This is a genomic window from Streptomyces sp. NPDC005423, assembly GCF_040606415.1.
Lineage (GTDB): Bacteria > Actinomycetota > Actinomycetes > Streptomycetales > Streptomycetaceae > Streptomyces.
Genome location: NZ_JBEXET010000045.1, coordinates 25667 through 50390, shown reverse-complemented (window position 1 = coordinate 50390; position 24724 = coordinate 25667). Strand labels below are relative to the sequence as shown.

Genomic DNA, 24724 nt, shown 5'->3' with positions numbered 1-24724 from the left:
CCGGTCGTGTCCGGCCATCAGCCTCAACGGTCTTCCCCCGCTCGCAGCACGCGTACCAGGTCGACTCGGGCCAGCAGCCGGGCCAGCGACAGCACGACCGCGCTGATGGCCAGGGCGGTGGCCACCGCGGTCAGCGCCACGGTGGCCCAGGGGATGACCTGCGGCAGTGGCGGATAGGGGGCCTGTCCGCTGTCGTCGACGGTGACCAGCGGCAGCACCGCGGCGGCCAGGGCCACGCCCATGAGCGCTCCCGGCACCACCGCGAAGAGCGCCAGGCCCAGTTGCTCGAAGCCCAGCAGCGCGGAGAGACTCCTGGCACGGACGCCGATCGCACGGAGCAGGGCGAACTCCTTGCGGCGCTGCCTGGTGGAGACCACCGCGTGCACGGTGAAGGCGATGACGGCGAAGCCGGGGGCCAGGTACCGGACCAGTTCCAGCACGCGCCGCAGGCCGCTGCGCATCGGGTCGGCCCGCAGGGCCGCGGCGGTGCGCGCGGTGGTGGTGACACGGCCGAGCGCGGGTTGTGCCTCGGCGGCAGCGGCCGTACGCGCGCTGTCGGTGCTGCTGAGCCACCAGAACGCGGGGTCCGCCTGGTCGGCACCGGCCAGCGTGGTGGCGGAGGCGAGTTGGCGCTGATCGACGATCAGGTGCCCCTGTCCGCGGCCCAGTCCGGGCAAGGGGCCCGCCCGGCCCACGATCACGGCGGTGACCTGGCCGACGCTGAGTTTCAGTGCGGTGGTGCTGCCCACGTGCAGGCGCGCGTCGCGCAGTGCGGAGGCGTCGGCGCGCACCGGAAGCGGTGCCGGACCGTCGGCCGGCCCCGCCACGAGCCGTACCTCGCTGCCGGACTGGGTGGCGTAGTCGCTGTCGGAGAGGCCGCCGTAGGCTCCTTCGGCGGAGGCCCGCATGCCGGTGCTGATGGTGGTCCTGAGCGCCGCGGAGTGACCGCGTGCGATCGAGCACACCCCGGGGCTGCCGGGAAGGTAGCCGCCGTCCGGTTCGCCTCTGCAGGCCCCCGCGGTGTGGTCGGCGGCGTGGTCCGTGCCGTCGGCCCAGACCTGGCCGCCGGGCAGCGGGGGCACCCAGGTGTTCGCTCTGTCGGTGGTGCCGCGGACACCGAGCCGGACCAGTTCCAGGTCCAGCCGGACGGGAGCCACGCCCGGCTCGGGGAGGACGCTGATGGCGGTCACTGTCAGCGGATACGCCCGCGGGTGGCCGCCGCTCTGCGTCACGTGGAGTGGGGTCACTACGGTGTGTCTGGCGCCGTCGGCCGCGGGGAGACGGGCCCCGACCGTGCTGACGAGGCCGGAGGCGTCCTGCAAGGTCAGTTCCAGACTGGGCGCCGCCCGGCTGCCGTCGCTCCGCAGCCGTTCGTCCAGGAGCAGCGCGGTCGGGCGCCCGGGCAGCGGTATCCCGTCGACGACCACTGCCGGGGTGCGGGGAGCGGGTCCCCCGACCGTGCCGATGAGGTCTTCGGTGGCGCCGCCGGGCAGGTTGACCGTCGACCGCGTCACCGGTGTCACGGCGGTCACCCCGGGCAGCGCGTGATAGGCGCCGCCCAGCACGGTGGAGGGGAAGCTGTCGTCGGCCGACGGCGTGATCCGCACGTCGGCGCCGACGGTGAACGCGGCCTCCGCCGATGCCAGGCCGCTCAGACAGGCCAGGGCGGTGGTGGCGAAGACGCTCACCGACACGGCCAGGCACATCAGGACCACCGGTCCCGCGTTGCGGGCGGCCCGCCGGCTCAGGTGCCAGCCGCCGAGCGGGAGAACGAGGCCCCGGCCACGACGGCCGAACGCGTCCAGCAGCAACGAGGTCAAGGGCAGCAGCCGTAGCAGCAGGAGCGCGGCGGCGCCGGCCACCAGGGTCGGCACCAGGACGAGCACCGGGTCCACGGACGCGCTCCCGGATCCGACGCCGGCGATCAGCGAGTGGTGGCGCCGCAACTCCGCATAGCCCAGGGCCGCGACGGCCAGCAGCGCCAGATCGGCGCTCAGCCGTTGCGCGGCGGCGGCGCGGGCGCCGCGGGCCGGCCCCGACCGCGTCGACGGCAACACGGGCAGCAGCACCGCCGCCGCGTGCACCAGGAGGGTCAGACCCACCGCGACCCACGCGAGGGCGCCCCGGCCGCCGGGATACAACACCCCGGCCAGGAAAGGGGCTACGGCGGTGGCCGGTACGCCGGTGAGCACCCACTCGGCCGCCGCGCCGCCCAGCAGCCGAGGGGTGCCGGCGCCTCTGGCCCGTTGGAGGGCCAGCTCGTCGCGCCGCCGCACGGTCAACTGGCGGGCGGCCAGCACCAGAGTGGCCAGGGCGAGCACCGCCAGCATGACGCCGGGCAGATACAGCGAGGACCGGGCCGCCACCATCGGGACCGTCAGAGCGTCGATCGCCCCCGGCAGACCGGAGGCCACCGTCAGGTCCTCCAGCGACGGCTGTCCCCCGCGGAACACCGACACCTGGCTCTGGCTGCCGGCGAAGGCGCGCAGCCGGTCGCGCAGCCCGGCGAGGCTGTCCGCGTCGAGACGGGAGAGGTCGGGCTGGATGCTCCAGTGGGCTGTCAGGTGACCGTTCAGGACGGCGCTGCCGTTGAGGGCCGACGGCGGGACGACCAGCAGATGCTGGTCGGCGTTCTCGCCCGGGCTGAGGTCGCCGGCCATCGTGGGCCAGAACCCGACGGCACCGGTGGCCCGGAAGACGCCGGTGATCCGGAGCGTCATGGCGCGGTTGAAGGCGTCCCGTACCTGGAGGCTGGAGCCGGCTGTGACGCCGAGGCGCTTGGCCAGCGCGTCGGGCACCGCGGTGTCGACCGGGGTGGTGGACCCGGTGGCGACCGGGACGTCGGGCAGCGAGGTGAACGCCCGGGCCGGAGCGTGGGCCGTGCCGGCCGGCCAGCGCCCGGCGACCAGCTTCCCGAAGCGTCCCGCGTCCTGCACCGCGACCGCGTGCAGCCCGCTGCCTCCGGGATTGTGCGGTGGGCCGGTGACTCCGTCGACCGCCGTCACCGAGACCGGCGAGGTGCCCAGCAGCCCGACGTAGGTCCGCTGCGGTACCCCGGCGAACACCCGGCCGCCGGCGGCCCGCACGTCCCGGTCGGCGGCGGCCATCCCTCCGGCGCTGAAGGACGCGTTGACATTGGCCTGGGCGCCGGGGTCGGCCGCCAGTCGGCGCACGGCTCCGGCCTGCACCGAACTCTGGGCCAGCGCCGCGAGCGTGGCCAGCGCCGTCGCACACAGCAGGACGGTCACCGCGACAGCGGCCAGCACCAGCCGGTGCCGTGCGGCCCCGCGTACAGCGGCGGGCAGCCGCCGCCGGACCGGGCGCGGAGCGTTCGGGCGTCGCCGCTGTACAGACGTGAAGGCCGTGGCGACCACATGAACCCCCGCGACTCGAACATGTGACGGTGACGGCGCCCCCAGTCCTACCAGTCGTTCCCCCAACTGGGCAAGAAGCGCTGGTCTTCGACGCCCACCGCACCGTAGCGGCGGGCCGTCAGGCCGGGATGCGACCTCGCCCCACAACGTCTCCCCGATGCCCGGTAGTTGACGGAAAGCGACCACTGACGCAGACAGTTCGACACCTCGACCGCTCATGCCCGGTAGCGAGGGGTGTCCGAAGGGATACACCAGCGCCCATGACCGCCACCGCCTGTACAGCGCACCACCGGACGTGACCCACCACAGCGGATGCCACCCCGCCACGGGACCTCAGGAGGCGGCGTCCAGCACGTCGAGGGCGCTCTGTTGGCGGGCCGCGTCGGTCGTGTCCAGGGGGCCGTACCAGCGCAGGCCGTACTGGTCGAGCGCGTTGCGGTCGGAGGCGTATGCCTGCGCGGCCTGCCTGCCGAGGTACGCCGTGTAGGGGTGGTCGGAGAGGACCGCGTTGAGTTTTGCCAGGCCGCGTACGTCGGCGCCCTTGAAGGAGGGTCCGTCGGCACCGCAATCCCCGCTCTCACAGGGGTCCTTGAGGATGCCCGCCGAGGTGTTGAGCCTGCTGGAGGCGGTATTGGCGTCGGCGATCCGACGAGCGGCGGCCAGTACGGAGGAGTCGGCCGTGGCCTTGTACAGCTCGGTCAGACCGCCCACCAACTGGCCCTGGTTGTAGCTCCACACCGTGGCGTTGGCGTTCTTGCAGGTGCTCAGGCTGATGCCGTCGCCGACCGTGGAGTCGGAGTTGACCATGCCGGTGCCCTGGAACCAGCTCCAGTCCGCCCGCGCCCGCTGGAGGTAGGTCGTGTCCCCCGGAATGCGGTTGTGCAGGGCTGCGTCGAGCTCGATGTAGAGGGAGTTGGGGATGGCGTTCTTCACCGTTTTCGCGGTGCTCCACCACACGCCGCCGCCGCACGTGCCGTCCCAGTAGGACGCCATGTGGTCGGCGTCGGCCCGGGCGGTGGCCAGGTAGCGGCTGTCGCCGGTCAGGTCGTAGGCAGCGATCCAGGTGAGGCCCCACCATCCGGTGTCGTCGATGTAGTCGTTGCGGAACTGCCCCGCCTGGGCGTTGAGTTGCAGATCGTAGGTGCGGCCGATGGCGTAGGTGTAGCTCTTCATGCCGGTGACCCGGGCGTTGTCGATGACGGCGTGCAGCGCGTTGGCGGAGTTCCACCAGCCGGTGGTGTCGAAGAGGCCGCTGCCGTAGTCGTAGAACTGCATCTGCGCGGTGGCCGCCGCGGTGCGCCGGTCGGCGGCGTTCCAGGTGGAGCGGGCCCAGGGCGTGCAGACGATGTCGGCGCGGTCGCCGGCCTTGCCGCAGGCGCGCAGGGCACCGATGCCGTAGCCGGCCCAGTCGTCGACGTTGTACATCAGGGTCCGCCAGCCGGCCCGTCCCGCCGGAATCGTGGTGTCGCCGATCCTGCTGCCCGAGGACCAGGTGCGCCCGCCGTCGAACGAACGGTCCATCCACACCTCGTCCCCCGGGCTGCCATTGCCCACCGACGCCCATCCCATGGCGTCGGCGTCGTCGAAGTGGAGCACGAACGTGCGCGAGAAGAGCGTGGCGGTGACGGGGGTGCGGTCCTGGCCGCTGAGCGCGGGGTCCCGCGCGTCGCAGTACTTGTTGCAGACGGTCGACTGAACCGTCGTGGTCGACGCTTCGGCCCTTGGGGAGGACGGGATCAGGAGTGCCACGGTCAGCGCGGTGGCGAGCAGACCGGTCCCAAGCAGGCGTGCGATAGCGCTGTTTGACTGCATGTCAGCTCCGTCAGGGTCGGTCGGTCAGCTCAGGCGCCACTGCTGGTTGGCGCCGCCGTTGCAGGTCCAGAGTTCGAGCGCGGTGCCGTTGACGTTGCCGGCTGCCTGGTCGCCGCCCGTGACGTCAAGACAGAGGCCGGACTGGGTACCGGTGACGGTGCCGTCGGGGTTGAGGCTCCACTTCTGGTTGGCGCCCCCGTTGCAGGTGTAGAGCTGCACCTTGGTGCCCGCCGCCGTACCGCTGTTGTAGGCGTCCAGGCACTGGGTGCCGCCGTAGAGCCGGAGTTCACCGGTGACGGTGACGGTCACCGCCTGGTTGGCGCCGCCGCCGCAGTCCCAGATCTCGATCTTGGTGCCGGGGGCGGTCCGGTTGTCGTAGGCGTCCAGACAGCGGTTGGACGAGGCGCCCACCAGGGGGTGAGTGGTGCCGACGCTGGTGCCGCTGCCGACGGAGACCCGGTACATCACGGAGCCGTGGGCGGGGACGCCGGCCGAGATCGTTCCACCGGTGCTGCTGACGGCATGGGACCAGAGGTTGTCGAGCCGGTAGGAGGATGCCGCGGGAAGTCCGACGGCGGTGGCCGAGGTGGTGATGGTGGCGGCTGACGCGTTCTCGTTGAAGAGCACCACCGACACGTCCCCACCGGCCAGCGGCTTGGCCAGTACGTGCAGGCCGCCTGAGGAGGACACCTCGGTGCCCTGCTTGCCCAGGGGGTCCTGGTCCGCGGCGATGACGTCCTTGTCGCCGTAGAGGGAGAGTGTGGCGGCGGATGCCCTGCGCATGTCGTTTCCGGCGATCAGTGGCGCGGCCATCTCCGACCAGAGGGAGAAGTGGGAGCGATCCTCGGTGAACGACATGCCGTTGCCGACTTCGAGCATGTCGGGGTCGTTCCAGGCGCCGGGCTCGGCGTACGGGGCGAGCCTGACGTTGGCCTTGTAGATCGACACCACCGTGGAGAAGTTGACGTTGATGTCGTCGGTGGTACGCCAGCTGTTGCCGACCCCCGCGCCCCACGTCCACACGTCGGCGAGGCCCCAGTTGCAGAGGCTGTAGGCGATCGGGCGGCCGGTGTTGGCGAGGGCGTCGCGCATGGCGGTGTAGCGCTGCCGGTCGGGCACGTTCTGGTGGTTGCAGTTGTCGTACTTGAGGTAGTCCACGCCCCAGGCGGCGAAGCTGTTGGCATCCGTCTGCTCATGGCCGAGGCTTCCGGGGTACCCCTGACAGGTGGCGGTGCCGGCACTCTCGTAGATGCCGAGTTTGAGGCCCTTGCCGTGGACGTAGGAGGCGGTACCGCTGATGCCGTCGGGGAACTTGACCGGGTCGGGCACCAGTTGACCGGCGCTGTTGCGGGCCGACGACATCCAGCAGTCGTCGATGTTCACGTACTGATACCCGGCGTCCCTCAGACCCGAGGATGCGAGGGAGTCAGCGGTCTCCTTGACCAGTTGCTCGGTGACGTCGCAGCCGAAGGCGTTCCAGTCGTTCCACCCCATCGGGGGCGTCCTGGCCAGCCCGTTCTCCAGGGCCTGCGCGGGCGGAGCGGCGGGGAGCAGAATCAGGGCCGGAGCGAGAACCAGCAGGAGAACCATGGTGAGGGCGGCACTCGGACGTCTCATGAGGGGTGGCAGGACAGTCATGTCGATGTCTCCCGTTTCGCCGTGTGGGGCCGAACGAACTCAAGTGCCGGACATCGTTGTCAATTGCGGGGCGGAGCATCTTGACCACGTAACCATCGAGAACATCCCACCGGGCAGTCTCGGACGTCAATGGTCCGTACCGGATTGCCGGGCCGCGCCGGTGTTGCAACGGTGTTTAGGCCCGGCGGACCGAGATCCGCTTCCTACCTCCCCCGCACAGCAGCGTTGAGGAAGCTCCGTCCCACGGACGCCGTTCGGGGCAATACCGTGCGCGCAGGGGCGCGTCGCACCGTCGTGGCCCCCGGATCCTGTCGTCCAGCGCCGTGTCCGCACCCGAACCGAGCGACGTGGCCTCGGAGATCTAAGGTGCCCGCTTGTGGAACTGCGATAGCCCGAGGCCAGTTCTCATCGTGTCCTGCTCATGAGAGGGGAAGGAAGCAACTGCCGGGGAACGGCGTCTTCCCGGTGCTGCCAGGAGACGCCGGCCGGTGTCAAGCAACCAGCGACAAAAGGGTTCGCCCAAAAGGGAGTTCCAGGCTCGGGACGTCAACGAGACCGCAGCGGGCCACCGCCCTGTCACGGCGGACGTCCGTGGCCGGTTCGGTCCTCGCGCTGTCAGGACTCGTCAGCCACGCAGGATGCGCCCCTCCCTGTCCGTCCGGTTGTTGCTGGTGAGGAAGAGGATGCCGTCGATCAGCGCCCAGATGCCGAGGCCCCCGAAGGTGAGCAGCTGGGCGATGCCGATCCCTATGGAGCCCACGTAGAACCGGCCGATGCCAAGGCCCCCCAGCAGGATCTGGAGGACACCCGCCACGATCTTCGACTTGTCGGAGTAGGGTCGGCCCAACGGGTCGACACCGTACGGAGCTTCGGCGGGGTGAGTGGTCATGCGACTGCCTTCCTGTCACGGGTCTACGACATCGGGGGCGACGCCCCCTCGCGGGGTGCCGTCGTCCCGACCTCATGACGTGGCGGGACGGCCAACGGTTCACATGATCCTTCGTGAAGGTGGGCCCCCGGAGGGTTCAATCCGCTCCTCCCCCGGAACGGCACACGTGCTGTCCGGGCTTGCGGGGGAATTCTTCGTCAACTGGCAGCGCAAAACGTCCGTCGCCGGGTACCGGCAGGTGACTCCCGTTCTTGTCGACAACGACATCCCGGCGAAGCAGGTGCCATCCGCGGTCGTCAACAACCGCTGTGTGAGACGCCGATAAAGCCAGCCTCGGCCTGGGCACCGGGCCAAGGCCGACGTGTGCTGGTCGAGCCTCAGACCCCCGCGGCCTCGCCGGCCGGCCGTGTCGCGCCGAACTCGGCGACGGCGAGGACAGAGTCCAGTCGGGCTCGCGTGGCGGCAAGGTCCCGCATGTGCTCGTCGAGGCGGTCCCGCTCCGCGCGAAGCCGGGCGATCATCTCCGGGCCGGCGATACCGGTGTGCACGCACGGCAGGAACTCCACGATCGTCCGGCTGCTCAGCCCGGCGGCGTAGAGGAGCTGGATCCACCGCACCCGCTCGACCGTGTCTGGCGCGTAGAGGCGCTGCCCGCCCGCGCTGCGGCTCGACACGATGAGTTGCTGCTGCTCGTAGTAGCGCAGCGCCCGCGTGCTCACTCCCGCGGCCGATGCCACCTCGCCGATACGCATCCCGTCGCTCCCTCCGCTCCACATGCCGCCGGGCCCCGGTTGCCGCCGGGCCGTCCCGGGGCTCGTCGCCCGACTTGCCTTTGACGTCAACGTCAACTTTTACACTCCAGCAGCCGGACATGAACACCGGCGGAACCGACCACTACGGAGTAGGACCTTCATGAGCACTGACGACACCACACCCGACGGCCTCATCCCCGCCGCCATCCTCGCCTCGGACACGCCGGTCGCGGTATATGGATACGCCCGGGCCAAGGCGGGCGAGGAGGGCCGGATGCTGGGCGAGATCCAGGCGATCATCGGCCTCACCCGCAAGGAGGACGGATGCGACCAGTACGTGGTGCACACCACGCCGGACCAGCCGGGCGCCTTCGCCTTCTACGAGCGCTGGTCCTCCGGCGCCCACCTGCTGGCGCACGTTTCGCAGCCGTTCATGCAGACGTACTTCGCCGCCGTCGCGGACCTGGCCGAGGGGGAACTGGAGGCCCACTGGCTGCACCCCCTCTCCTGACCCACTGCAAACGGCTGTACGGATGTTCCCCGAGGCCGTAGTCGCGCTCCGTCTTCTCCAGCACGCCGTCGCTCAGGAGCACGTGGAAGAGCTGGCGGAGCGAGACGCACAGGTGGTCGCGGTAGCGGTCGAGGACGCGGTGTCGGCCGCTACCAGCACCCGCAGGGCCTCCCGCTTGGGCTCCAGTGCGGCTGCGGCCCACGGGGGCGCTTGTTCCGCATCTCGGGCCTCCTGCCTTCGAGAGTCCGCCACGGCGCCCTTTCACTCAAGCGGTCGGTGATCTGCAGCTTTAGGCGGTCGGAAGCTTAGTGAAGTCCATCGTCATCCGGAGTTCACTCGGTGGAGCGCACCAGAATGGAGCCCATCGGGTGGACTCCACCGAGCGGCACTGGGCCAAGACGGGGGTCGCCGTCTTGAGAACGGTCAAGTCAGCCTGCGGGGTGGGTGGCGGCGCGCCAGGACCGGGGCCGGGGGATGTGCTGCCAGTCGAGGAAACCCTGGAGTGCGGTTGGGTTCCGGGGTCGGCGAGCGGGAGTCGGTGGCAGGTGGACATCGATGCGTTCGAGGTTGACCGCGATGGCGGTCAGGACGTGCTGGACGTGAACCTTGTCCTCGCTGCGACAGCGACACTGGCGCATGCCGTGGCCGTTGACGAACTCGCTGATCGTGCTCTCGATGGCGGCCCGTAGCGAGTAGCGCGAGAGCCATTCCTGGGTCTGCCGCTCGGTCCGTGACTCGGACTGGATGTCGTGGAGATCACGGGGCACACAGGAGACCTTCCGCGCGTCGGTGCGGGTGCAGGCGCTCTTCCCGGGCACTGGCGGCAGTCGTCCGGGGAGAACTCGGCGTTGACGTAGGGGGCGAGGGAGGGCGGTGTCGACCACCGGCGGCTGACCTTGCCCCGTGGGCAGGTGACCTGCTTGGCGTCCCGGTCGATGGTGAACGCTTCGCGGTGGAAGGCGGTGCCTTTGCCGGACTGGCGGGTGCTTCTGGCCCGGATCGGTCCGACCCGGGGTCCCGGTCTACGCGGGCACGGACTCCGGGTGCAGGACCACCTATGTCCATCCCGGGCTGCGCTTGTCGAAGTTCTCGTACGCGCCGGGCGCATCGTGGAGCGGAAGTTCGTGCGAAACCAGGAAGGACGGTTCGGCCTTGCCGCCGGCGAGCAGGTCGCGCAGCACGCGGCTGTACCGCTTGACCGGTGCCTGCACGCCCCGAGCCAGCTGGCCCGGCGCCATCAGCTACGGTCTGGTCACCGTCCCGATCCATGTGGTGAGCGCGGGCCAGGACCCCAGCATCCGCTCCCGACTCCTCCTCAGCGCGTTTGCGCAGGCAGTCACGATGCTGGTGGCAGGTCCTCTCCACGTGGGTGCAGGGGCAGGTTTGGCCATACGCCCGCCTGACGGCGGCACGGATACCCACCCTCGGTCTTATTCTGCCGAGGCGCGCGGGCCGTGCCATTCACAGAACAGAACGGTGGCGTCGTCGTGCAGTCGTCCCTGGTGGTAGTCCATGACGGCATGCATGAGACGACGCAGCGTCTCGTCCACGGGGAGGTTGTCGGCGTGGTGGCGGATGATGAAGTCGGTGAAGCGTTCCACGCCGAACTCACGGCCGTCCGTGGCACGGGCTTCGGTGATGCCGTCGCTGAACAGCAACAGCCGGTCGCCAGGCTCCAACTGCTCGGTGCTCTGCTTGATCGGCAGGTTGAACCCGCTGCCCATCGGCCCGGCCGGCGGGCAGTGCAGCGTGCTGGCCCAGCGTCCGCCCCGGATCAGCACCGGCAGCGGGTGACCACGGTTGACCCAGCTGAACCTGCCGGTGTCCAGCTCCAGGTCGGCGAGGATGCCAGTGGCGTAGCGGCTGTGCCCGAACTGCTCGATCAGGGTGTCCTCGATGGCCGCGCTGGCTTCGGGGATGCTGGCGCCGATACGGCGGTGGCTGCGGCAGGCGGCCATCGCCAGAGCCACGGTCAAGCCGGCGGAGGTGTCGTGACCCATCGCGTCGAAGACCGCCAGGTGCAGGATGTCATCGGCCACCGCGTACTCGTAGGCGTCCCCGGCCACCTGGTAGGCCGGTTCCATGAAGGCGCTGACCGTGACCCGCCGGTCGGAGAACGTCCGCGGCGGCATCATGCTCCACTGCAGTTCCGCCGGTACCCCCATCGGCCGGATGCGGATCAGCCGGGCGTGGGAGTCGCTGTTGGCTCGCTTGGAGACCAGCAGCAGCCCGGCCATCGACGCCAGCGCCCGCATCACCTCCTCATCTGGCCTGCCCCCGTCCCCATCGCCGGGCTCGACGAGCAGGACCCCCAGGCGTTCTGCGCCGTCCCGCACCGGGACCCAGCATGCCCCGCCGCGGGCCGGCGCCGTGACCTCAGCGGTCTGGTAGGCGCGACCGGGCAGCGTGCCCTCGATCGGGTACTCCTCGCCGCCCTTGCCGGCGCTCAGACCGATGCCGGTGACCTCACGCAGCACCTCCTCCTGCAGATCCGCCACGAACAGCCGCGCCCCGCCCGCACCGGCCTCCTTCGCGGCGGTGTGGAGCAGGCGGGGCAACTGCTCGAAAGGCGCCGTATGGCTGGCCTCCAGCAGGCCGGTCAGCGCCCGCGCCAAGCCCCGCGCCCTCACCACACCCGTATCCGCAGCCCAGGCCCCAGCCCCGGCCCGCCGCCGGCATTCCACTCTTCTGCCATGACCCATTCCCATCAGCGCAAGACCCCACAGGCCCGCGCACCGACAAACGCATGTGCTGCCGGGAACCACAGGACGTGAAGCCCGAAGGGAACGGCACCGGCGCGCCCAGCTCACCCCGGCCCCACGGCGGGGCCCAGTCAGCAGCCAGGACGGCGATGCCCGCGAGTCTCCCACCCCGCTGGCGGGGACCGCGTACCCCGGCCCACCGTACTTGACGCACGGCGCAAACTGAGGTGCTCAGCCACACTCCCGACCTGGAACGTCTCAAGTCGCTCCGCGTGTGGCACGCCCCTGGCTGCACCGGATTGACGACAAAATCGCGGGCCGCCAGCAGCGGGAGGCCGAGACCGAACGCGGGTGGCAGCGCCGCCCCGCCGGGCCGGAGCGGGTCGTCGAGCCGGGTATCGGCAACGGGGCCCCGCCCACCAAGGTCCATGCCGGCGGCTGCTACGCCTTCGGCAAGCGCCACCGTCCCGCCGACAGCAGCGAAGCCCGGGGCCCGCTCACCACGGGACTGCGAGCTGCCGCAAGTCCGGCATCCCCACTGCCGACGTCCGCGGCAACACCAAGCCGCCGAGCCTGGTCCACCTTCGCCTGCCAGCTCTGGGAGTCACTCAGCGCCCGTTCGTGAGCAGGCAAATCACCCCTCCCGAAGCGCTGGGCAGCCGAGCGGTTCCACGGCCGGCCGGCTCTCGCTCATCTGCCGACGAGCCCGCGACTACAAGACCCCAACCCGCAAGCCCGTAACGCAACGGCATTGAGCCCAGGTGCCCGACGATGGCGCTGTCGGCGAGCACCAACAGCGGCTCGGCGAGCAGCGCGCCGAGCGCGGGTAGCGCCAGGGCGGGGACCTGCCGCCCGGAGACATGCGTCGCGTCGTCCGTGTCATGCGTGAGATCGGCCTTCCCGTCGCTCCGCCTCAGATCTGGTCGTGCAGCATGCGCAGCAGGCGGTCGAGGACGCGTCCGCCACTGGCGCGAAGCCCGTCGTGCTCGTACTCGTTGGTCGCCCACAGCCGTAGGCCCCTGATGGTCTCGGCGGTCTGCAGCGAGTAAGGGGCATCGACATACATGTCGTCGAGGTAGACGGCGGCGGCCACGGGGACGTCGTTCGCGGCCAAGCGCTGAGGCTCGTAGAGGTCGGGCCAGTCATCGCGGGCGAACAGCATCTCGGCGGGCTCGCGCAGGGGGGCGAGACAGGGTTGGTCGAAGTGGCACGGGTAGGTCATCTCGCCGGTGAACAGCATCGGGTCCTCCCCGGCCAACGCCGTGCGCGCGTCGAACTGGGGGAACTCGCCGCGCACTCGCTGAGCCGCCCAGTTCGTCGCGCCGGTGCCGCGCTGGGCGTAAGAGAGTTCGTGCATGAGGGGGTTCAGCGGCAGTTGGGCGTAGCTGAGGAAGGCCGCGGCGCGGGCGAGGAAGCTGTCGGACAGCTCCGCTCCGGCCCAAGTGTCTTCGAGAAGGTAGTGCAGGACGTCCGCGCCGTCGCTCATGCCGAGCATCAGCCCGAGCGACTGGAAGGCCTCGACGGTGAGCAAGGAGCCGTCCGGCATGGGTGCCGGGCGCTCGATCAGGTGCGCGGCGATGCGGCGGACCGAGGCGGCGTCCTGCGGGTACCGGCGGTAGTACGCGGTGTTCTTGCGCTGCACGCGCGGATAGGCGGCGCGGTAGACCTCGTCGGCGGTGACGCGCAGACCGGGAAGGCCGCCGGTGATGATTGCCTCGCGCAGGCCTTCGGGCGCGAGCGAGAGGTAGGTGACGGTGCACATGCCGCCGAAGCTCTGGCCGAGCACCGACCACGGTTCGTCGGTCAGTTCGCGCCTGATCAGTTCGGCGTCGCGGACAATGGCGTCGGCGCGGAAATGGGTGAGGTAGTCGGCCTGCGCGGCGGGCTCGCCACGGGCCGGGAGCGTTTGACGGGTGATCGGACTGGAGCGGCCCGTGCCGCGCTGGTCGAGCAGGAGGACGCGGTAGTCGTCGAGTGCGCGGTCCAGCCAGGAGTCCCGGCCGACCGGACGCGGCGGCAGCATGCCGGGGCCGCCTTGCAAAAACAGCAGCCAGGGAAGCTGCTCGCGCTCGCGTCCGGTGGCCACAACCTCGCGAGCGTAGATCTCGATGTGCTCGCCGTCCGGCCGATCATGGGCGAGGGGGACGGAGAAGAGATGATCGGTCAGCGTGACACCGGGCATGGAAGCTCCTTTGCGGTAATGGAGTGATCTTGATACGGGCGCTGCTTCGGCGTACGTCAAGCACCGTCGCGGCGTCAAGCGTGCCTGGGCTGTACGAGGATGCTGATGGCGTTGGCCGCGATGATCGCCGCGATGCTCAACCAGGCGGCCACGTCGAGTTTCTGTCCCAGAACGAGCGCACCGACGGCTGCGGCGAGCACCGGGTTGACGCTCATGAACAGTCCGAACGCCTCTGCGGGAACGCGGCGCAGCGTGAACAGGTCCGCGAGGAACGGCAGAGCGGAGGAGAGGATTCCGGCCGCGACAGCCGCACCGAGCGCCCTGGCGGAAGGCGTATGGTGCACCGCGACGCCGGCTCCGATGGGCAGGAAGACCAAGGCGGACAGCATCGCTGCGGCGGCCGTGCCCTGTGCCCCGGGGATGCGCTGCCCGATCGAGCGGTTGAGAAGGATGTAAGCGGCCCAACCGGCAGCGGCGAGCAGACCGAGCCCCATGCCGAGGTAGTCGGCGGTGGGGCGCGGGCGCATCAGTACGACGACTCCCGCCACGGCGAGTACGGCGCAGCCCAGGTCCACGCGTCTGCGCGAGCCGGCCAGCGCGATCGCGAGGGGGCCGAGGAACTCCAGGGTCACCGCCAGGCCTAGACCGATCCGGTCGATCGCGGTGTAGAGCGACAGGTTCGTCACACCGAAGTCGGCCGCGAGCAGCAGCACCGGCCCCCACTGGCGCCGAGTGAAGGACCGGAGGCGGGGCCGACCGAGGATGAGCAGCACCGCCGCCGCGACGTACTGGCGGACCGCGACGACGCCGACAGGGCCGAGCACCGGGAAGGCCAACGACCCCATCGCGGCGCCGAGTTGGGTGGAAAGGCCGCTGGCGAGCATCGCGCAGACCCCGGCTATGGGCACGGCGCCGGGCTTCGTGGGCAGGACGGCGCGGTCTGCCGGGCGAGTGGGCGCTGCTTGCATGCGTCGATCCTGTGCCGCGCCGGACCGTGCGCAAAATGCAGGGAGCGCGCCAACTATACGATTTGGTTATGGATGTCGAGCTGCGTCAGTTGCGCTGCCTCGTCGCGATCGTGGACGAGGGCACGTTCACCGACGCCGCGATCGCTCTGGGTGTCTCGCAGGCTGCGGTCTCCCGCACACTTTCGGCGCTCGAGAAGCGCCTCGGCGTACGGCTGCTGCGGCGTACGTCCCGCGCAACCTCGCCGACCGCGATCGGACTACGCGTCGTGGCGCACGCCCGGCGCGTGCTGACCGAGGTCGACAATTTGGTACAGGTAGCGACGTCGGGCCACGTCGAACTGCGAATCGGCCACGCCTGGTCGGCACTCGGCCGACTCACACCCGCGTTTCAACACCGGTGGCGGGAATCGCACCCGGAAACGCGGCTGCACCTGCTTCGCATCAACTCCCCGAGCGCCGGCCTGGCCGAGGGCACCGCGGACCTTGCGGTCATGCGTAGGCCGCTGGAGGACCGCCGCTTCGAGGGCGCCATCGTGGGTCTGGAAACACGCTGGTGCGCGATGGCCGCCTCCGACCCCCTTGCGCGGCGGCGCTCGGTGCGTCTGGCCGATCTCAGCAGCCGCGTTCTGCTCGTTGACCAGCGCACCGGGTCGACCAACGCGGAATTGTGGCCTGCGGACGCGCGCCCGGTGACGCAGGAGAGCCGCGAGATCGACGACTGGCTCACGGTCATCGCCACCGGTCGCTGCGTGGGGGTTACCGCCCAGTCCGTCGTTGACCAATATCCAAGGCCCGGCATCGTCTACCTGCCGGTACGCGACGCCGAACCGATCGCCGTACGACTGGTCTGGTGGCGCGACGACCCCCACCCGGCCACCCGCGCCGTACGCGAGCTTCTTGCCGAGCTTTACCGCACATGACCGGCCACCTCCGCGGCTTCCCCTTCACACCCGCCCGCTGCGCCCGCCTGGATGCACGGCTGCTGTCCGGAGTGGAGCACGTCGGCGGGGCGTCCCGTGGGAGCGGGCGGGCTACCGGCCGGTGTCCGCGTACTGGGAGGTGCGGTAGTCGATGCTGTCAATGACCACACACGCCGCGAAGAGGGTGATCCTGCGGTAGTAGCGGACGGCGACCCCGTAGCCGTCCCCGTGGACGTCGCAGGCCCTGACGGCGCCCTTCGCGCCGTAGGACACGGCCTGTGCGCGGACGTAAGCGCCGTAGGCGACGGCGGAGGTGCGGTCGACTGCGTGACTGGGCAGCGTCGGCCCGGCATCCCGACCTTCAGGACGAGGTGGGGGCCGACGCACACAACACCCGGTCCTCACGGTCGTGAACGGGCAGGCGCAGTCCGACGACGCGACCAGGCGGGCATCCCGCGCCGGTCGGTCGGCAGGGCCTGGCGCGCAAGAACACCTCGCCACAAGCGGAGGCCTTGAGGGTATGGGCATGGGCGGTGAGCGGCTGCTTCGTCCGGGCACCGGATGTCATGGTGCCCGGACGAGGTGGCGCACAGGACCCGCCAGGGGGCGGAGTGTCTGAGGATGGCGGGTGCTGTTCAGCCGTTGCCCATGGCCTTGCGTACGGCGTCCTTGGTGCGGTCCATGAGTGCGGCGACCGGCCCGAGCGTCAGGTTCGCCGCTCCCGATTCGACGCCGGGGTGCGGCCGGGTGGGGGCCATGGCTTCGGCGGCCTTCACCGCCTTGGCCATCGCGGCGAGGTTGGTGACGTCGGTGCTGCGGCGGATGTGGGTGAACTCGTAGCGTTCCTCCGCCCGGGCATGCTGCTGTACGTCGGCCCGTAGCGCTCGCAGTCGGGGCAGGAAGTCGGGGTCTTCGGTGTCCATGTCGTCTAGGGCGGCGAGGGTTTTCTTGGCCGCCCGTTACTCGGCGAGAGGTCCGTACAGCAACGGCCCCACCGAGGGCGTCAACACCAAGACCCCGTCGTTTGCGCAGGTGTTCGCGGTAGGGGTCGACGAGGCCGGCGCGGTACTTGGGGACGCGGAGCATGCGCTCGGGACGGTCGGCGCGGGCGTAGCGTTTGACGGTGTTCAGGGCCAGTTGGAGACGGCGGGCGCATTCGAGCAGGCCGACGCCCTGGTCGAGCAGGCCGCGGACCTGGTGCCAGCGTTCCAGGGTGGTCTGGGCGCGGGGTCCGTCGTAGATGGGTGCGTCCAGCACGGTGGCCCAACAGGTGCTGTGCGCCTTGACCTCACTCAGGGCGGCTTCGCACAGGTTGTGCCACACATGCCACCGGTCCGCGACCTGCACCGCGTCAGGCAGGGCACGATGGATGGCCTCAGCGTAGGTGGCCGAGCCGTCACGGCATACGATCTCGATGCGCGGATGCTCGCGCAGCCACGCTTCCAGAGTGTCGGCCGTGCGGCCGGGCAGCACGTCGGTCCGTTCATGAGTCTCGGCGTCGATGATCACGGTGGCGTAGCGGTGCCGGCGGCGCAGTGCGAAGTCGTCGACGCCGATCACACGGGGCACCCGCCCGGCAGGCAACGGGATCCGCAGCAGGACGCGCAGGGCCGTGTGACGAGACAGGCTCACCGCCAATATCGCGGGCAGACGTGCCCCGGCCCGGCCCGCTAACTCCTTGACCACGGCCTCGACTTGCCTGGTCAGGCGGGTCGTGCGCCGCTGACAGCGGTCCAGGACACCGGGCACCTGTCCGCGCAAGGTGTGGCGACAGCCGCGGGTGGGCCACACCGGACGCCGCACCCGCACCCGCACCCGCACACAGGCCACCACCCGTCTTTCATCGACCGGCACGTCCGCGACTGTCCGCCAGTGATAGCCGTGCACGCGTTCCGACGGGGACCCGCACACCGGGCAGACCGCAGTGTCCCGCGGAGTTCGTGCCCGCACCACGATCCGCACACCTTCGTCGACTACATCCTCGATAACCAGCGGGGACAGGCCCGAAAAGACCGTTTGCACAAGCTCGTTGACATCCTTCACATGAATGTCAACAACCCATCACAACGCTCCGTCACCACCGAAAGCGAGACAGGGCCGTTGATCGGACACTCCCTCACCGTCTGCTGGACGCTGCGGTGTCCTGCGTCGTGGTGGCCGTGCTTGAGGTGAGCAGGGCGAGTTTCCCCGCGTCCTCGGTGCCCGGGTCCGCGTGGTAGATGGCCATGGTCAGGTTCTGGGCTTCGCCAACGATCAGCTTTTCGCGATTGAGGCGCAGCTCTCCGAGGAGAGGATGCCGCAGGCGCATGACCGTGCCGTTTCGGCCGCCGATGTCGTGGCGTCCCCAAAGGTGGCGGAAGCGCGGGCTGGCGAGGGAGAGTTGGCCGACGAGGTCGATGCTGCGTTGATCGTCGAGTCCCGTTCCGATCGACTGACGGAACGATGCCACTATGCCTTCCGTGACCGCGTCCCAGTCGATGAGCAGGTCGCGCTCGCCCGGATCGAGGAAGACGTCCTGGAGCCGGTTGGCGCCGGCGACCAGTCGGGGCGAGAGGGCAGTTGCCAAGCAATTGGGGCCTTCGTCCCCGACCTGGGTTACGCGAAGAGGACCTCGAACGAGAAGGCGCGTCGCGTTCTCCAGTGGACCGCACGGAATCCGGAGGAGGCCATCATCGCCGCGGCCGAGAGCCTGATCAGAAGGAGCTGACCAGGTTCCTGACACCCCGATATTTTCCGTTACTTGATCCGTCGTCCGTATGTGACCTTCAGCGGTGGTGGGGGCGAGAGCGACGATCCGCTCGTTCACTGTTCTGCGCCGGGGGAAGTAGGCGTCGCCCGGCCGAACAGATGCACAGATCACGAACCCGTGACATCGCCCCGCGTCATTGGCGAGCTGCCCCGGCTCAAGTCTTGTTCGCGAGGATGACGGCCATCTCCCCGCGGAGATCCGGTCCGACGCGCTCGGCACCCCTCAGTTCTTGTGCGTTCGGCACCTCTCCTGCCCCGTTCCGCTGAGCGGACCAGGACGCGACAACCGGTGCACCGCGTTCCCACGCTGTCTGCCGAGGGTTTGGAACTCCTGGGCCGGTGTTGGGCAGGGGACTTCCACCAACCCCGGTCACAGCGCCGGCAGCACTTGTTGCCACGCTCCCGATCACCTGGGGGAAGTACATGAAGAGACGCGGAACAGTCAGCGCAATGCTGGCCGGGCTGATGGTCCTCGCGGCCGGCCTGGCCATGGGCGGCAGTGCTCAAGCGGCCGGCGGGCCGACAGATGTCGTACGGCCGCTCAATATCGGGGCCGCCTTCACACTCATCAACAGGGGGACCAACAAGTGTGCCGAGGTCGCCGGTGGCTCGCTGCTGGACAACGCCCCAGTGGTGGAGAATGACTGCCTCGCCAACAACACCGATCCCAACCAGAACTGGCTGCCGGTGTCGGTCGGCGGCGGCTTCTTCAACCTGCGGAATGTCCAGAGCAACCTGTGCCTGGACTTCGCGAACTCGGTGAATACACAGACCGTCAAGCACCACGTCTGCGGCGGCGATGTCTCCGAGCGGTGGCAGCTGGTGGTCTCTCCGAACGTCCCCGGCTTCCTCACGGTGGTCAGCGCGAACCACTCCGGAGGGCACACCTTCTGCCTCGATCTCCGGGACGGTCAGGCGACGAACGGAACGACGATCCAGATCTACGACTGCCTGGGTGCCGTCAACAACCAGCTCTGGCGCCAGGGTTAGAGCCTGTCGCCATAGTTCCGCCCGATAGCGACTGGGCGCTGGACAAGCTGCGGCGAGCTCCCTCGGGATACCCGCGACGGAGTTCGCCGCCGTTAGCCCCGCGGCGCGTCGTCGGACTCGGGTCGCGGAGTCGGGGGATGAACAGGGAGAGCGTCAGGGACGGGAGGGTGACGAGGGCGCCGAGCCAGAACACCCAGGCGTTTGCGGCGTCCTGGTAGAAGGCGGTGCCGTCGACCACGGTGCTGTGCGCGTTGAGGAGGGCGGAGCCACCGGACCGTGCTCACCACCGCCCGCGACTGAGACGGCGGGACGACGGGACGCTCCGCCGGAGTGCCGGGCCCGGCACTCCGGCCGGACGCTCCGTTGCCGCCCCTCGGCTCCGCTCCCACTCCGCGAGGTCAGTTCTTACGCACACCTCTCTGCCTACGATCCAACGACCCGGCGCCGCGACCGGCCCGGGGATGTGAACCACAGTCGTCGGTGCCGCGTCGTCCGCGCACGCGCGTACGTGGCTCAGAGAGGTTGGACAGTGTCACGGCAGGTGCTCATGGTCTGCCCGGAACGCCCGGACGGCTACCGTACGATCGGCGAGGCCCTGGCGCAGGCACGCACGGGCGCCGTGGTCAGTGTGGCCCCCGGGCGCTATGCCGAGAACCTCAGTATCCGGACCAGGGTGACGATCGTCGCCGAGGGCGAGCGGGACAGCGTCGAGATCTGCCCGCGCCACGGAAGCGCGGTGACCCTCTTGGCCGAGGAGGTCATGCTCACCGGCCTCCTGCTGCGCGGGGGCGACGACGACGTACCGGTGGTCGACGCGCCGCGTGGCCAGGTCGCCATGGAGCGTTGCACGGTGGTGGGCTCCGGCTGGGCCGCCGTACTGGCCCGGATGGGGGGTTCGCTGGCCATGCGGGGCTGCCGCGTCACCAATCCGGCGGGCGCCGGTGTGGTGGACATCGCGCCGGGCGGAAGTGTCGTCGAGGACTGCCAGATCGAACACCTGGGGTCTTCGGCGATCGTTCTCGGCGAGCGCTCCCGCACGACCGTCCGGGGCTGCCGGCTGCGGGACGCGCGGGGCAACGGCGTCCTGGCCAACGGCGAGGCGCGGGGCTCGGTCGAGGACTGCGAGATCTCCTCCACCGACAAGCCCGGCATCGCCCTGGAGGCGCTCAGCTGCACCACGGTGCTCCGCACCGCCGTACGGGACGTCACCACCGGCGTCTATGTCACCTCGGCCGCGCGCAACGTCCTGGAGGACGTCACCGTCACCGAGACCTCGGCGGCCGGCATCGTGGTGTCCTCGGGCAGCGATCCCACGCTGCGCCGCTGCCGTACGGTCCGGACCGCCGAGGCCGGGCTCGTGGTCGACGAGCGGGCGCGGGGGACGTTCGAGGAGTGCGAGTTCCTGTCCGCGGCCGGGTCCGCGATCCGGGTGAGCGGTGGCGCGACGCCGGTGTTCGACCGGGCCTCGGTGCGCGACTGCGCCGACCCGCGGGCCGCCGTACTGATCACGGAGGACTCCGCCCCCGAGTTCGACCGGCTGGAGGTGGCGGACGCGGCGGGGGTCGCCGTGGCCGTGCGCTCGGGGGCCAACCCCCTGTTGCACCGGGCCCTGATCTCCTCCCCGGGCGGGCACGGCGTGGAGGTGGACGACGGGGGACGCGGCAGGCTGGAGGGCTGCCGGATCGAGGGCGCGAAGGGTTCCGCTGTGCTGATCGGCGAGGGCGGCAGCCTCTACCTCGGCGACGGCCGGCTGCTCACGCCGGGCGAGACGGGCGTGACCGTGGCGTCCGGCGGCCGGGTGACCGTACGGGACACCGCCGTCGAGGAGAGCGCGGGCTCCGGGATCGTGGTCTCCGAAGGGGCGGAACTGGCCGCGACCCGCTGCCGGATCACCGGCTCCGGAGCCCACGGGATCCTGCTGTCCCCGGGCGCCAGGGCCGTCATCGGGCAGTGCGAGGCGTCCGGCGGACTCGGTGACGGCATCCGGGTGGACACCGCGGAGGCGGTCTCCGCGACCGGGTGTACCGTGCGCGACAACCGGGGCTCCGGGCTGCGCCAGACCCGCACCGGCGAACGGCTCTCCGTCGAGGACCTGTCCAGCCTCGACAACGCCACCCCGGACGCCTGGGGCACGCGGGTCTCCGACGGGAGCGGCCGGGAGACACCGGCGGGCCCCGGTGCCGGAAGCGTGCCGGGCGGGGCCGCCAAGGGCGCCCCCGTCTCGGGGCCGATGGCCGAACTGGAGGCGCTCGTCGGCCTGGAAGGCGTCAAGCAGCAGGTCTCCACCCTGGTCCACCTCAACCAGCTGGCCCAGCGGCGCGCGAAGCTGGGCATGCCGGTGCCGCCGATGAGCCGCCACCTCGTCTTCGCGGGCCCGCCAGGCACCGGCAAGACCACCGTGGCCCGGCTCTACGGCGGCATCCTCGCCTCGCTCGGCGTGCTCCGCTCCGGCCACCTGGTCGAGGTCTCGCGGGCCGACCTGGTGGCCCAGGTCATCGGCGGTACGGCCATCAAGACGACGGAGGCATTCAAGGAGGCGCTCGGCGGGGTGCTGTTCGTCGACGAGGCGTACACGCTCCTCTCCGACAGCAAGGGTTCCGGCGCCGACTTCGGCCGTGAGGCGATCGACACCCTGGTGAAGCTGATGGAGGACCACCGGGACGACGTCGTCGTGGTGGTCGCCGGGTACACCGCGGACATGGAGGCGTTCCTCGGCGCGAACGCGGGCCTGGCCTCGCGTTTCACGCGCAGCATCGAGTTCCTCGACTACTCCGACACGGACATGGTCACCATCACGGAGAACATGTGCGCGGCCCACCGGTACGAGTTGCACCCGACCACCCGGGAGGCCCTCGCCGGGCTCTACCGGCGGATGCCCCGCGACGCCTCGTTCGGCAACGGCCGTGAGGCACGCCGGGTGTTCGAGGAGATGATCGACCGGCAGGCCGTACGGCTCGCGTCGATGGTGGACCCGGCGGAGAGCGATCTGGCGCTGCTGCTGCCCGCCGACGTCTGTGCGGACGGGTCCGGTGCGGCACAGGACGCGGCACCCGATTCGCAGACCCTGCTCGCGGGGCTGGACGCCATGGTGGGCCTGCACGCGGTCAAGCGGGAGGTCGGCGACCTGGTGAGCGTGCTGGCGGCGGCCCGGCAACGGGAGGCCGTCGGCCTGCCGGCCCCCAAGCTCAGCCATCATCTGGTCTTCGCGGGCCCGCCCGGCACCGGCAAGACCACCGTGGCCCGGCTCTACGCGGACCTGCTGCACTCCCTCGGCGTACTGCCGCGCGGCCAGCTCGTCGAGGTGGCCCGCGCCGATCTGGTGGGCCGGTATGTCGGCCACACCGCCCAGTTGACCCGGGAGATCTTCCAACAGGCCCTGGGGGGTGTGCTGTTCATCGACGAGGCATACACGCTGACGCCCGAGAACGCGCCCTCCGACTTCGGCAGGGAAGCGGTCGACACCCTGCTCAAGCTGATGGAGGACCACCGGGACGACGTGGTGGTCATCGTCGCCGGCTACACCGAGGAGATGCGCCGCTTCCTCGCCTCCAACCCGGGGCTCGGCTCGCGGTTCTCCCGGCACGTGCGGTTCGAGGACTACACCACGGAGGAACTGGTCACCATCGTCCGCACCCAGGCGTCCGACGCGGGCTACACCTGCGGACCCGAGACCGTCGAGGCCCTGCGCGGGCACCTCGCCGCCCTCCCCCGTGACCGCTCCTTCGGCAACGCCCGTACGGCACGTCAGCTGCTCCAGTCGATGACCACCAGCCAGGCCCGCCGCCTCGGCTCGATGGCCACACCGGGGCTGGAGGACCTTCAGACGCTGCTGCCGGAGGACCTGCCTGGGGCGGAGGGGGAGTTGGCCGACGGGTCGGTGCGGGCGCCGTCCGCCGGGACGCCGTTCCCCGCCGGCGCCTTGCCGGGGCACTGAAGCAGACAGCACGCTGAACGCCGTGGCCCCTCGTTCGGGGGGCCACGGCGTTCAGCGTGCTGCGAGCAGGGCCCGCCGTCAGTGATCGGCGGTCGCCATCAGCGCCGCCGCCGCGCTCTCGGCGAGCGTCGGAGTGGCCGGAGCGGGGGCGGGAACGGGCGCGGGAACGTCGGACGGCTCGGGGGTCCCGTCGGAGCGGGTCTCCGGGTCGAGGGCCGTGGCCGCGGACGCCGGGGCGAGTGCGGACGCGGGCGTGGAGCCGCTGGTGTCGACGCGGGTCGCCGCGGCGATGACCTCGTCCGGCACAGATTCCGGCCCTCCCTCCGGCTCCGGCCTATCCTCCGGCTTGGTCTCAGGTTGCTCGTCCGGCCCCTCGCTGAGCCCCTCGCCGAGCCCGGCGTCGAGCCCCCCGTCCGGCTCGGCGGCGGGCTCCTGCTCACCGGCCCCGGGAGCGTCGGTCTCTTGGCGGGCGCGCTCGATCGCCCGCGCGAGGGCCTCCGGTTCGACGCACATGGACACCGACGCGGAGGCGTTGAGATAGATCTGATGGCCCTCGGGCAACCGGTCGGCGAGCGCGGGCACGTCGAGGATCTCGTACGCGAGGCGTCCCGCGTTCGTCAGATGTGCCTCCGAGGTGAAGGCGAGGACCACCGGGGTGCCGTCCGGGGCGACCGCCGCCACCGGCTCCCCGCCGGGCCCCACCAAGACAGCCACCTCGGCCCCGGCCAGCAGTTCGGGCACCTCGTCGTCCTGGCCGTAGCCCGCGGCGGCCCGCTGGACGGCGGCATCGATCGCGTCGGTCGGCCGCGACCAGCCTCGGGCCGCCGGGGAACGCACGTAGTCCGGGTTGTGCCGCCACTCGACGAGCTGGCCGAGGTCGTCCGCGCGCCACTCCCCCACCACGGTCCACGCCGGTGGCGGCCAGGCCCCGGTCCAGGCGGGGTCGGCCAGCGCGAACCAGTGCCCGGGGGTGTCCTCGGCGGCCTCGACCACGTGGCGCGGCGGCGGGGGCATCGCTCCCGCGATCTCGGGGTTGTCACCGGTCTCGTGATCGCCCTGGGCCAGGTCATCGGCGGTGACCGGACGGCTGAGCACCGGCGGCCGGGTGTCCTCGGGTTCCCCGGGTGCCTCGGCCGGGTCGGGGGACGGGTCCTGCGGGGTGGGGCCGGGCGGGGCGAGCGGGGCCGGGAGGCCGTCCTGCGGCAGGGCCGCGTCCTCGGCCGGTGCGGCATTGTTCGTCATCGACTGTGTCCTTACGGTGATCGTCGCGGTGGGGGTTCGTCAGTCGTCCTCGATCGAGCCGG

17 protein-coding genes and 4 pseudogenes are annotated in these 24724 nt (G+C 70.8%); 5 read left to right on the top strand and 16 right to left on the bottom strand.

Annotation, left to right across the window (positions count from 1 at the left end; genetic code table 11):
- Positions 1–23: 23 nt before the first annotated feature.
- From ABZT12_RS32635 to ABZT12_RS32615, 5 genes are all read right to left on the bottom strand, one after another.
- Positions 24–3266, bottom strand: coding sequence for an ABC transporter permease (locus tag ABZT12_RS32635; protein WP_356391281.1), 3243 nt, complete (start codon positions 3264–3266; stop codon positions 24–26).
- A gap of 441 nt (positions 3267–3707) precedes the next feature.
- Positions 3708–5186, bottom strand: a complete 1479-nt coding sequence (locus ABZT12_RS32630) for a glycoside hydrolase family 76 protein (RefSeq protein WP_356391279.1) — start codon at positions 5184–5186, stop codon at positions 3708–3710.
- Positions 5187–5210: 24 nt separating this feature from the next.
- On the bottom strand, positions 5211–6803 hold the full coding sequence (locus ABZT12_RS32625) for an alpha-galactosidase (protein WP_356391277.1): 1593 nt from the start codon (positions 6801–6803) through the stop codon (positions 5211–5213).
- Positions 6804–7449: 646 nt separating this feature from the next.
- Positions 7450–7713: a TM2 domain-containing protein gene (locus ABZT12_RS32620; RefSeq protein ID WP_356391275.1), complete on the bottom strand. Its 264-nt coding sequence runs from the start codon at positions 7711–7713 to the stop codon at positions 7450–7452.
- A 377-nt stretch (positions 7714–8090) separates the two neighbouring features.
- Positions 8091–8465, bottom strand: a complete 375-nt coding sequence (locus tag ABZT12_RS32615) for a MerR family transcriptional regulator (protein ID WP_356391273.1) — start codon at positions 8463–8465, stop codon at positions 8091–8093.
- Between the two features lie 160 nt (positions 8466–8625).
- On the opposite strand from ABZT12_RS32615, the gene ABZT12_RS32610 reads away from it, so the two are divergent.
- Complete coding sequence (locus ABZT12_RS32610; RefSeq protein ID WP_356391271.1) at positions 8626–8976, top strand: putative quinol monooxygenase; 351 nt, start codon at positions 8626–8628, stop codon at positions 8974–8976.
- Between the two features lie 428 nt (positions 8977–9404).
- Here the strand turns inward: ABZT12_RS32610 and ABZT12_RS32605 are convergent, their stop codons facing one another.
- From ABZT12_RS32605 to ABZT12_RS32595, 3 genes and pseudogenes are all read right to left on the bottom strand, one after another.
- Complete coding sequence (locus ABZT12_RS32605) at positions 9405–9794, bottom strand: transposase (protein ID WP_356391269.1); 390 nt, start codon at positions 9792–9794, stop codon at positions 9405–9407.
- 237 nt (positions 9795–10031) lie between these two features.
- Positions 10032–10184, bottom strand: a pseudogene (locus ABZT12_RS32600) (aldehyde dehydrogenase); the annotation flags it as partial.
- A gap of 222 nt (positions 10185–10406) precedes the next feature.
- Positions 10407–11591 (bottom strand): PP2C family protein-serine/threonine phosphatase, encoded by a 1185-nt coding sequence (locus tag ABZT12_RS32595; RefSeq protein ID WP_356391267.1) that lies wholly within the window; start codon positions 11589–11591, stop codon positions 10407–10409.
- A gap of 361 nt (positions 11592–11952) precedes the next feature.
- Between ABZT12_RS32595 and ABZT12_RS32590 the strand changes: the two genes are divergently transcribed.
- Positions 11953–12303 carry a DUF6233 domain-containing protein gene (locus ABZT12_RS32590; protein ID WP_356391265.1) on the top strand — a complete coding sequence of 117 codons (351 nt, stop codon included), beginning with the start codon at positions 11953–11955 and terminating at the stop codon, positions 12301–12303.
- Positions 12304–12430: 127 nt separating this feature from the next.
- Here ABZT12_RS32590 and ABZT12_RS32585 read toward each other — a convergent pair.
- The 3 genes and pseudogenes from ABZT12_RS32585 to ABZT12_RS32575 all read right to left on the bottom strand — a co-directional run.
- Positions 12431–12685 (bottom strand): annotated as a pseudogene (locus ABZT12_RS32585) (hypothetical protein); the annotation flags it as partial.
- On the bottom strand, positions 12592–13860 hold the full coding sequence (locus tag ABZT12_RS32580; RefSeq protein ID WP_356391263.1) for an alpha/beta fold hydrolase: 1269 nt from the start codon (positions 13858–13860) through the stop codon (positions 12592–12594). The pseudogene ABZT12_RS32585 and the gene ABZT12_RS32580, both read right to left, overlap by 94 nt.
- Positions 13861–13934: 74 nt before the next feature.
- Positions 13935–14828 (bottom strand): EamA family transporter, encoded by an 894-nt coding sequence (locus ABZT12_RS32575; RefSeq protein ID WP_356391261.1) that lies wholly within the window; start codon positions 14826–14828, stop codon positions 13935–13937.
- A 68-nt stretch (positions 14829–14896) separates the two neighbouring features.
- On the opposite strand from ABZT12_RS32575, the gene ABZT12_RS32570 reads away from it, so the two are divergent.
- Positions 14897–15748, top strand: coding sequence for a LysR family transcriptional regulator (locus ABZT12_RS32570; protein ID WP_356391259.1), 852 nt, complete (start codon positions 14897–14899; stop codon positions 15746–15748).
- A gap of 111 nt (positions 15749–15859) precedes the next feature.
- On the opposite strand, the gene ABZT12_RS32565 is transcribed toward ABZT12_RS32570, so the two are convergent.
- From ABZT12_RS32565 to ABZT12_RS32550, 4 genes and pseudogenes are all read right to left on the bottom strand, one after another.
- Entirely contained in the window at positions 15860–16021 is a 162-nt protein-coding gene (locus ABZT12_RS32565) for a hypothetical protein (protein WP_356391257.1), read from the bottom strand.
- 362 nt (positions 16022–16383) lie between these two features.
- A pseudogene (locus tag ABZT12_RS32560) lies at positions 16384–16719 on the bottom strand (hemerythrin domain-containing protein); the annotation flags it as partial.
- A gap of 46 nt (positions 16720–16765) precedes the next feature.
- Positions 16766–17797: pseudogene (locus tag ABZT12_RS32555) on the bottom strand (ISL3 family transposase); the annotation flags it as partial.
- Between the two features lie 67 nt (positions 17798–17864).
- The gene (locus ABZT12_RS32550) at positions 17865–18314 is read right to left on the bottom strand and encodes a hypothetical protein (protein WP_356391255.1); all 450 of its coding nucleotides are present in this window, start codon (positions 18312–18314) and stop codon (positions 17865–17867) included.
- A 632-nt stretch (positions 18315–18946) separates the two neighbouring features.
- Between ABZT12_RS32550 and ABZT12_RS32545 the strand changes: the two genes are divergently transcribed.
- Together ABZT12_RS32545 and ABZT12_RS32540 are read left to right on the top strand one after the other, a co-directional pair.
- Positions 18947–19486, top strand: coding sequence for an RICIN domain-containing protein (locus ABZT12_RS32545; RefSeq protein ID WP_356391253.1), 540 nt, complete (start codon positions 18947–18949; stop codon positions 19484–19486).
- Between the two features lie 529 nt (positions 19487–20015).
- Positions 20016–23420, top strand: coding sequence for a right-handed parallel beta-helix repeat-containing protein (locus ABZT12_RS32540; protein ID WP_356391251.1), 3405 nt, complete (start codon positions 20016–20018; stop codon positions 23418–23420).
- Between the two features lie 78 nt (positions 23421–23498).
- On the opposite strand, the gene ABZT12_RS32535 is transcribed toward ABZT12_RS32540, so the two are convergent.
- Complete coding sequence (locus tag ABZT12_RS32535; RefSeq protein WP_356391249.1) at positions 23499–24662, bottom strand: type VII secretion system-associated protein; 1164 nt, start codon at positions 24660–24662, stop codon at positions 23499–23501.
- Positions 24663–24724: the final 62 nt, after the last annotated feature.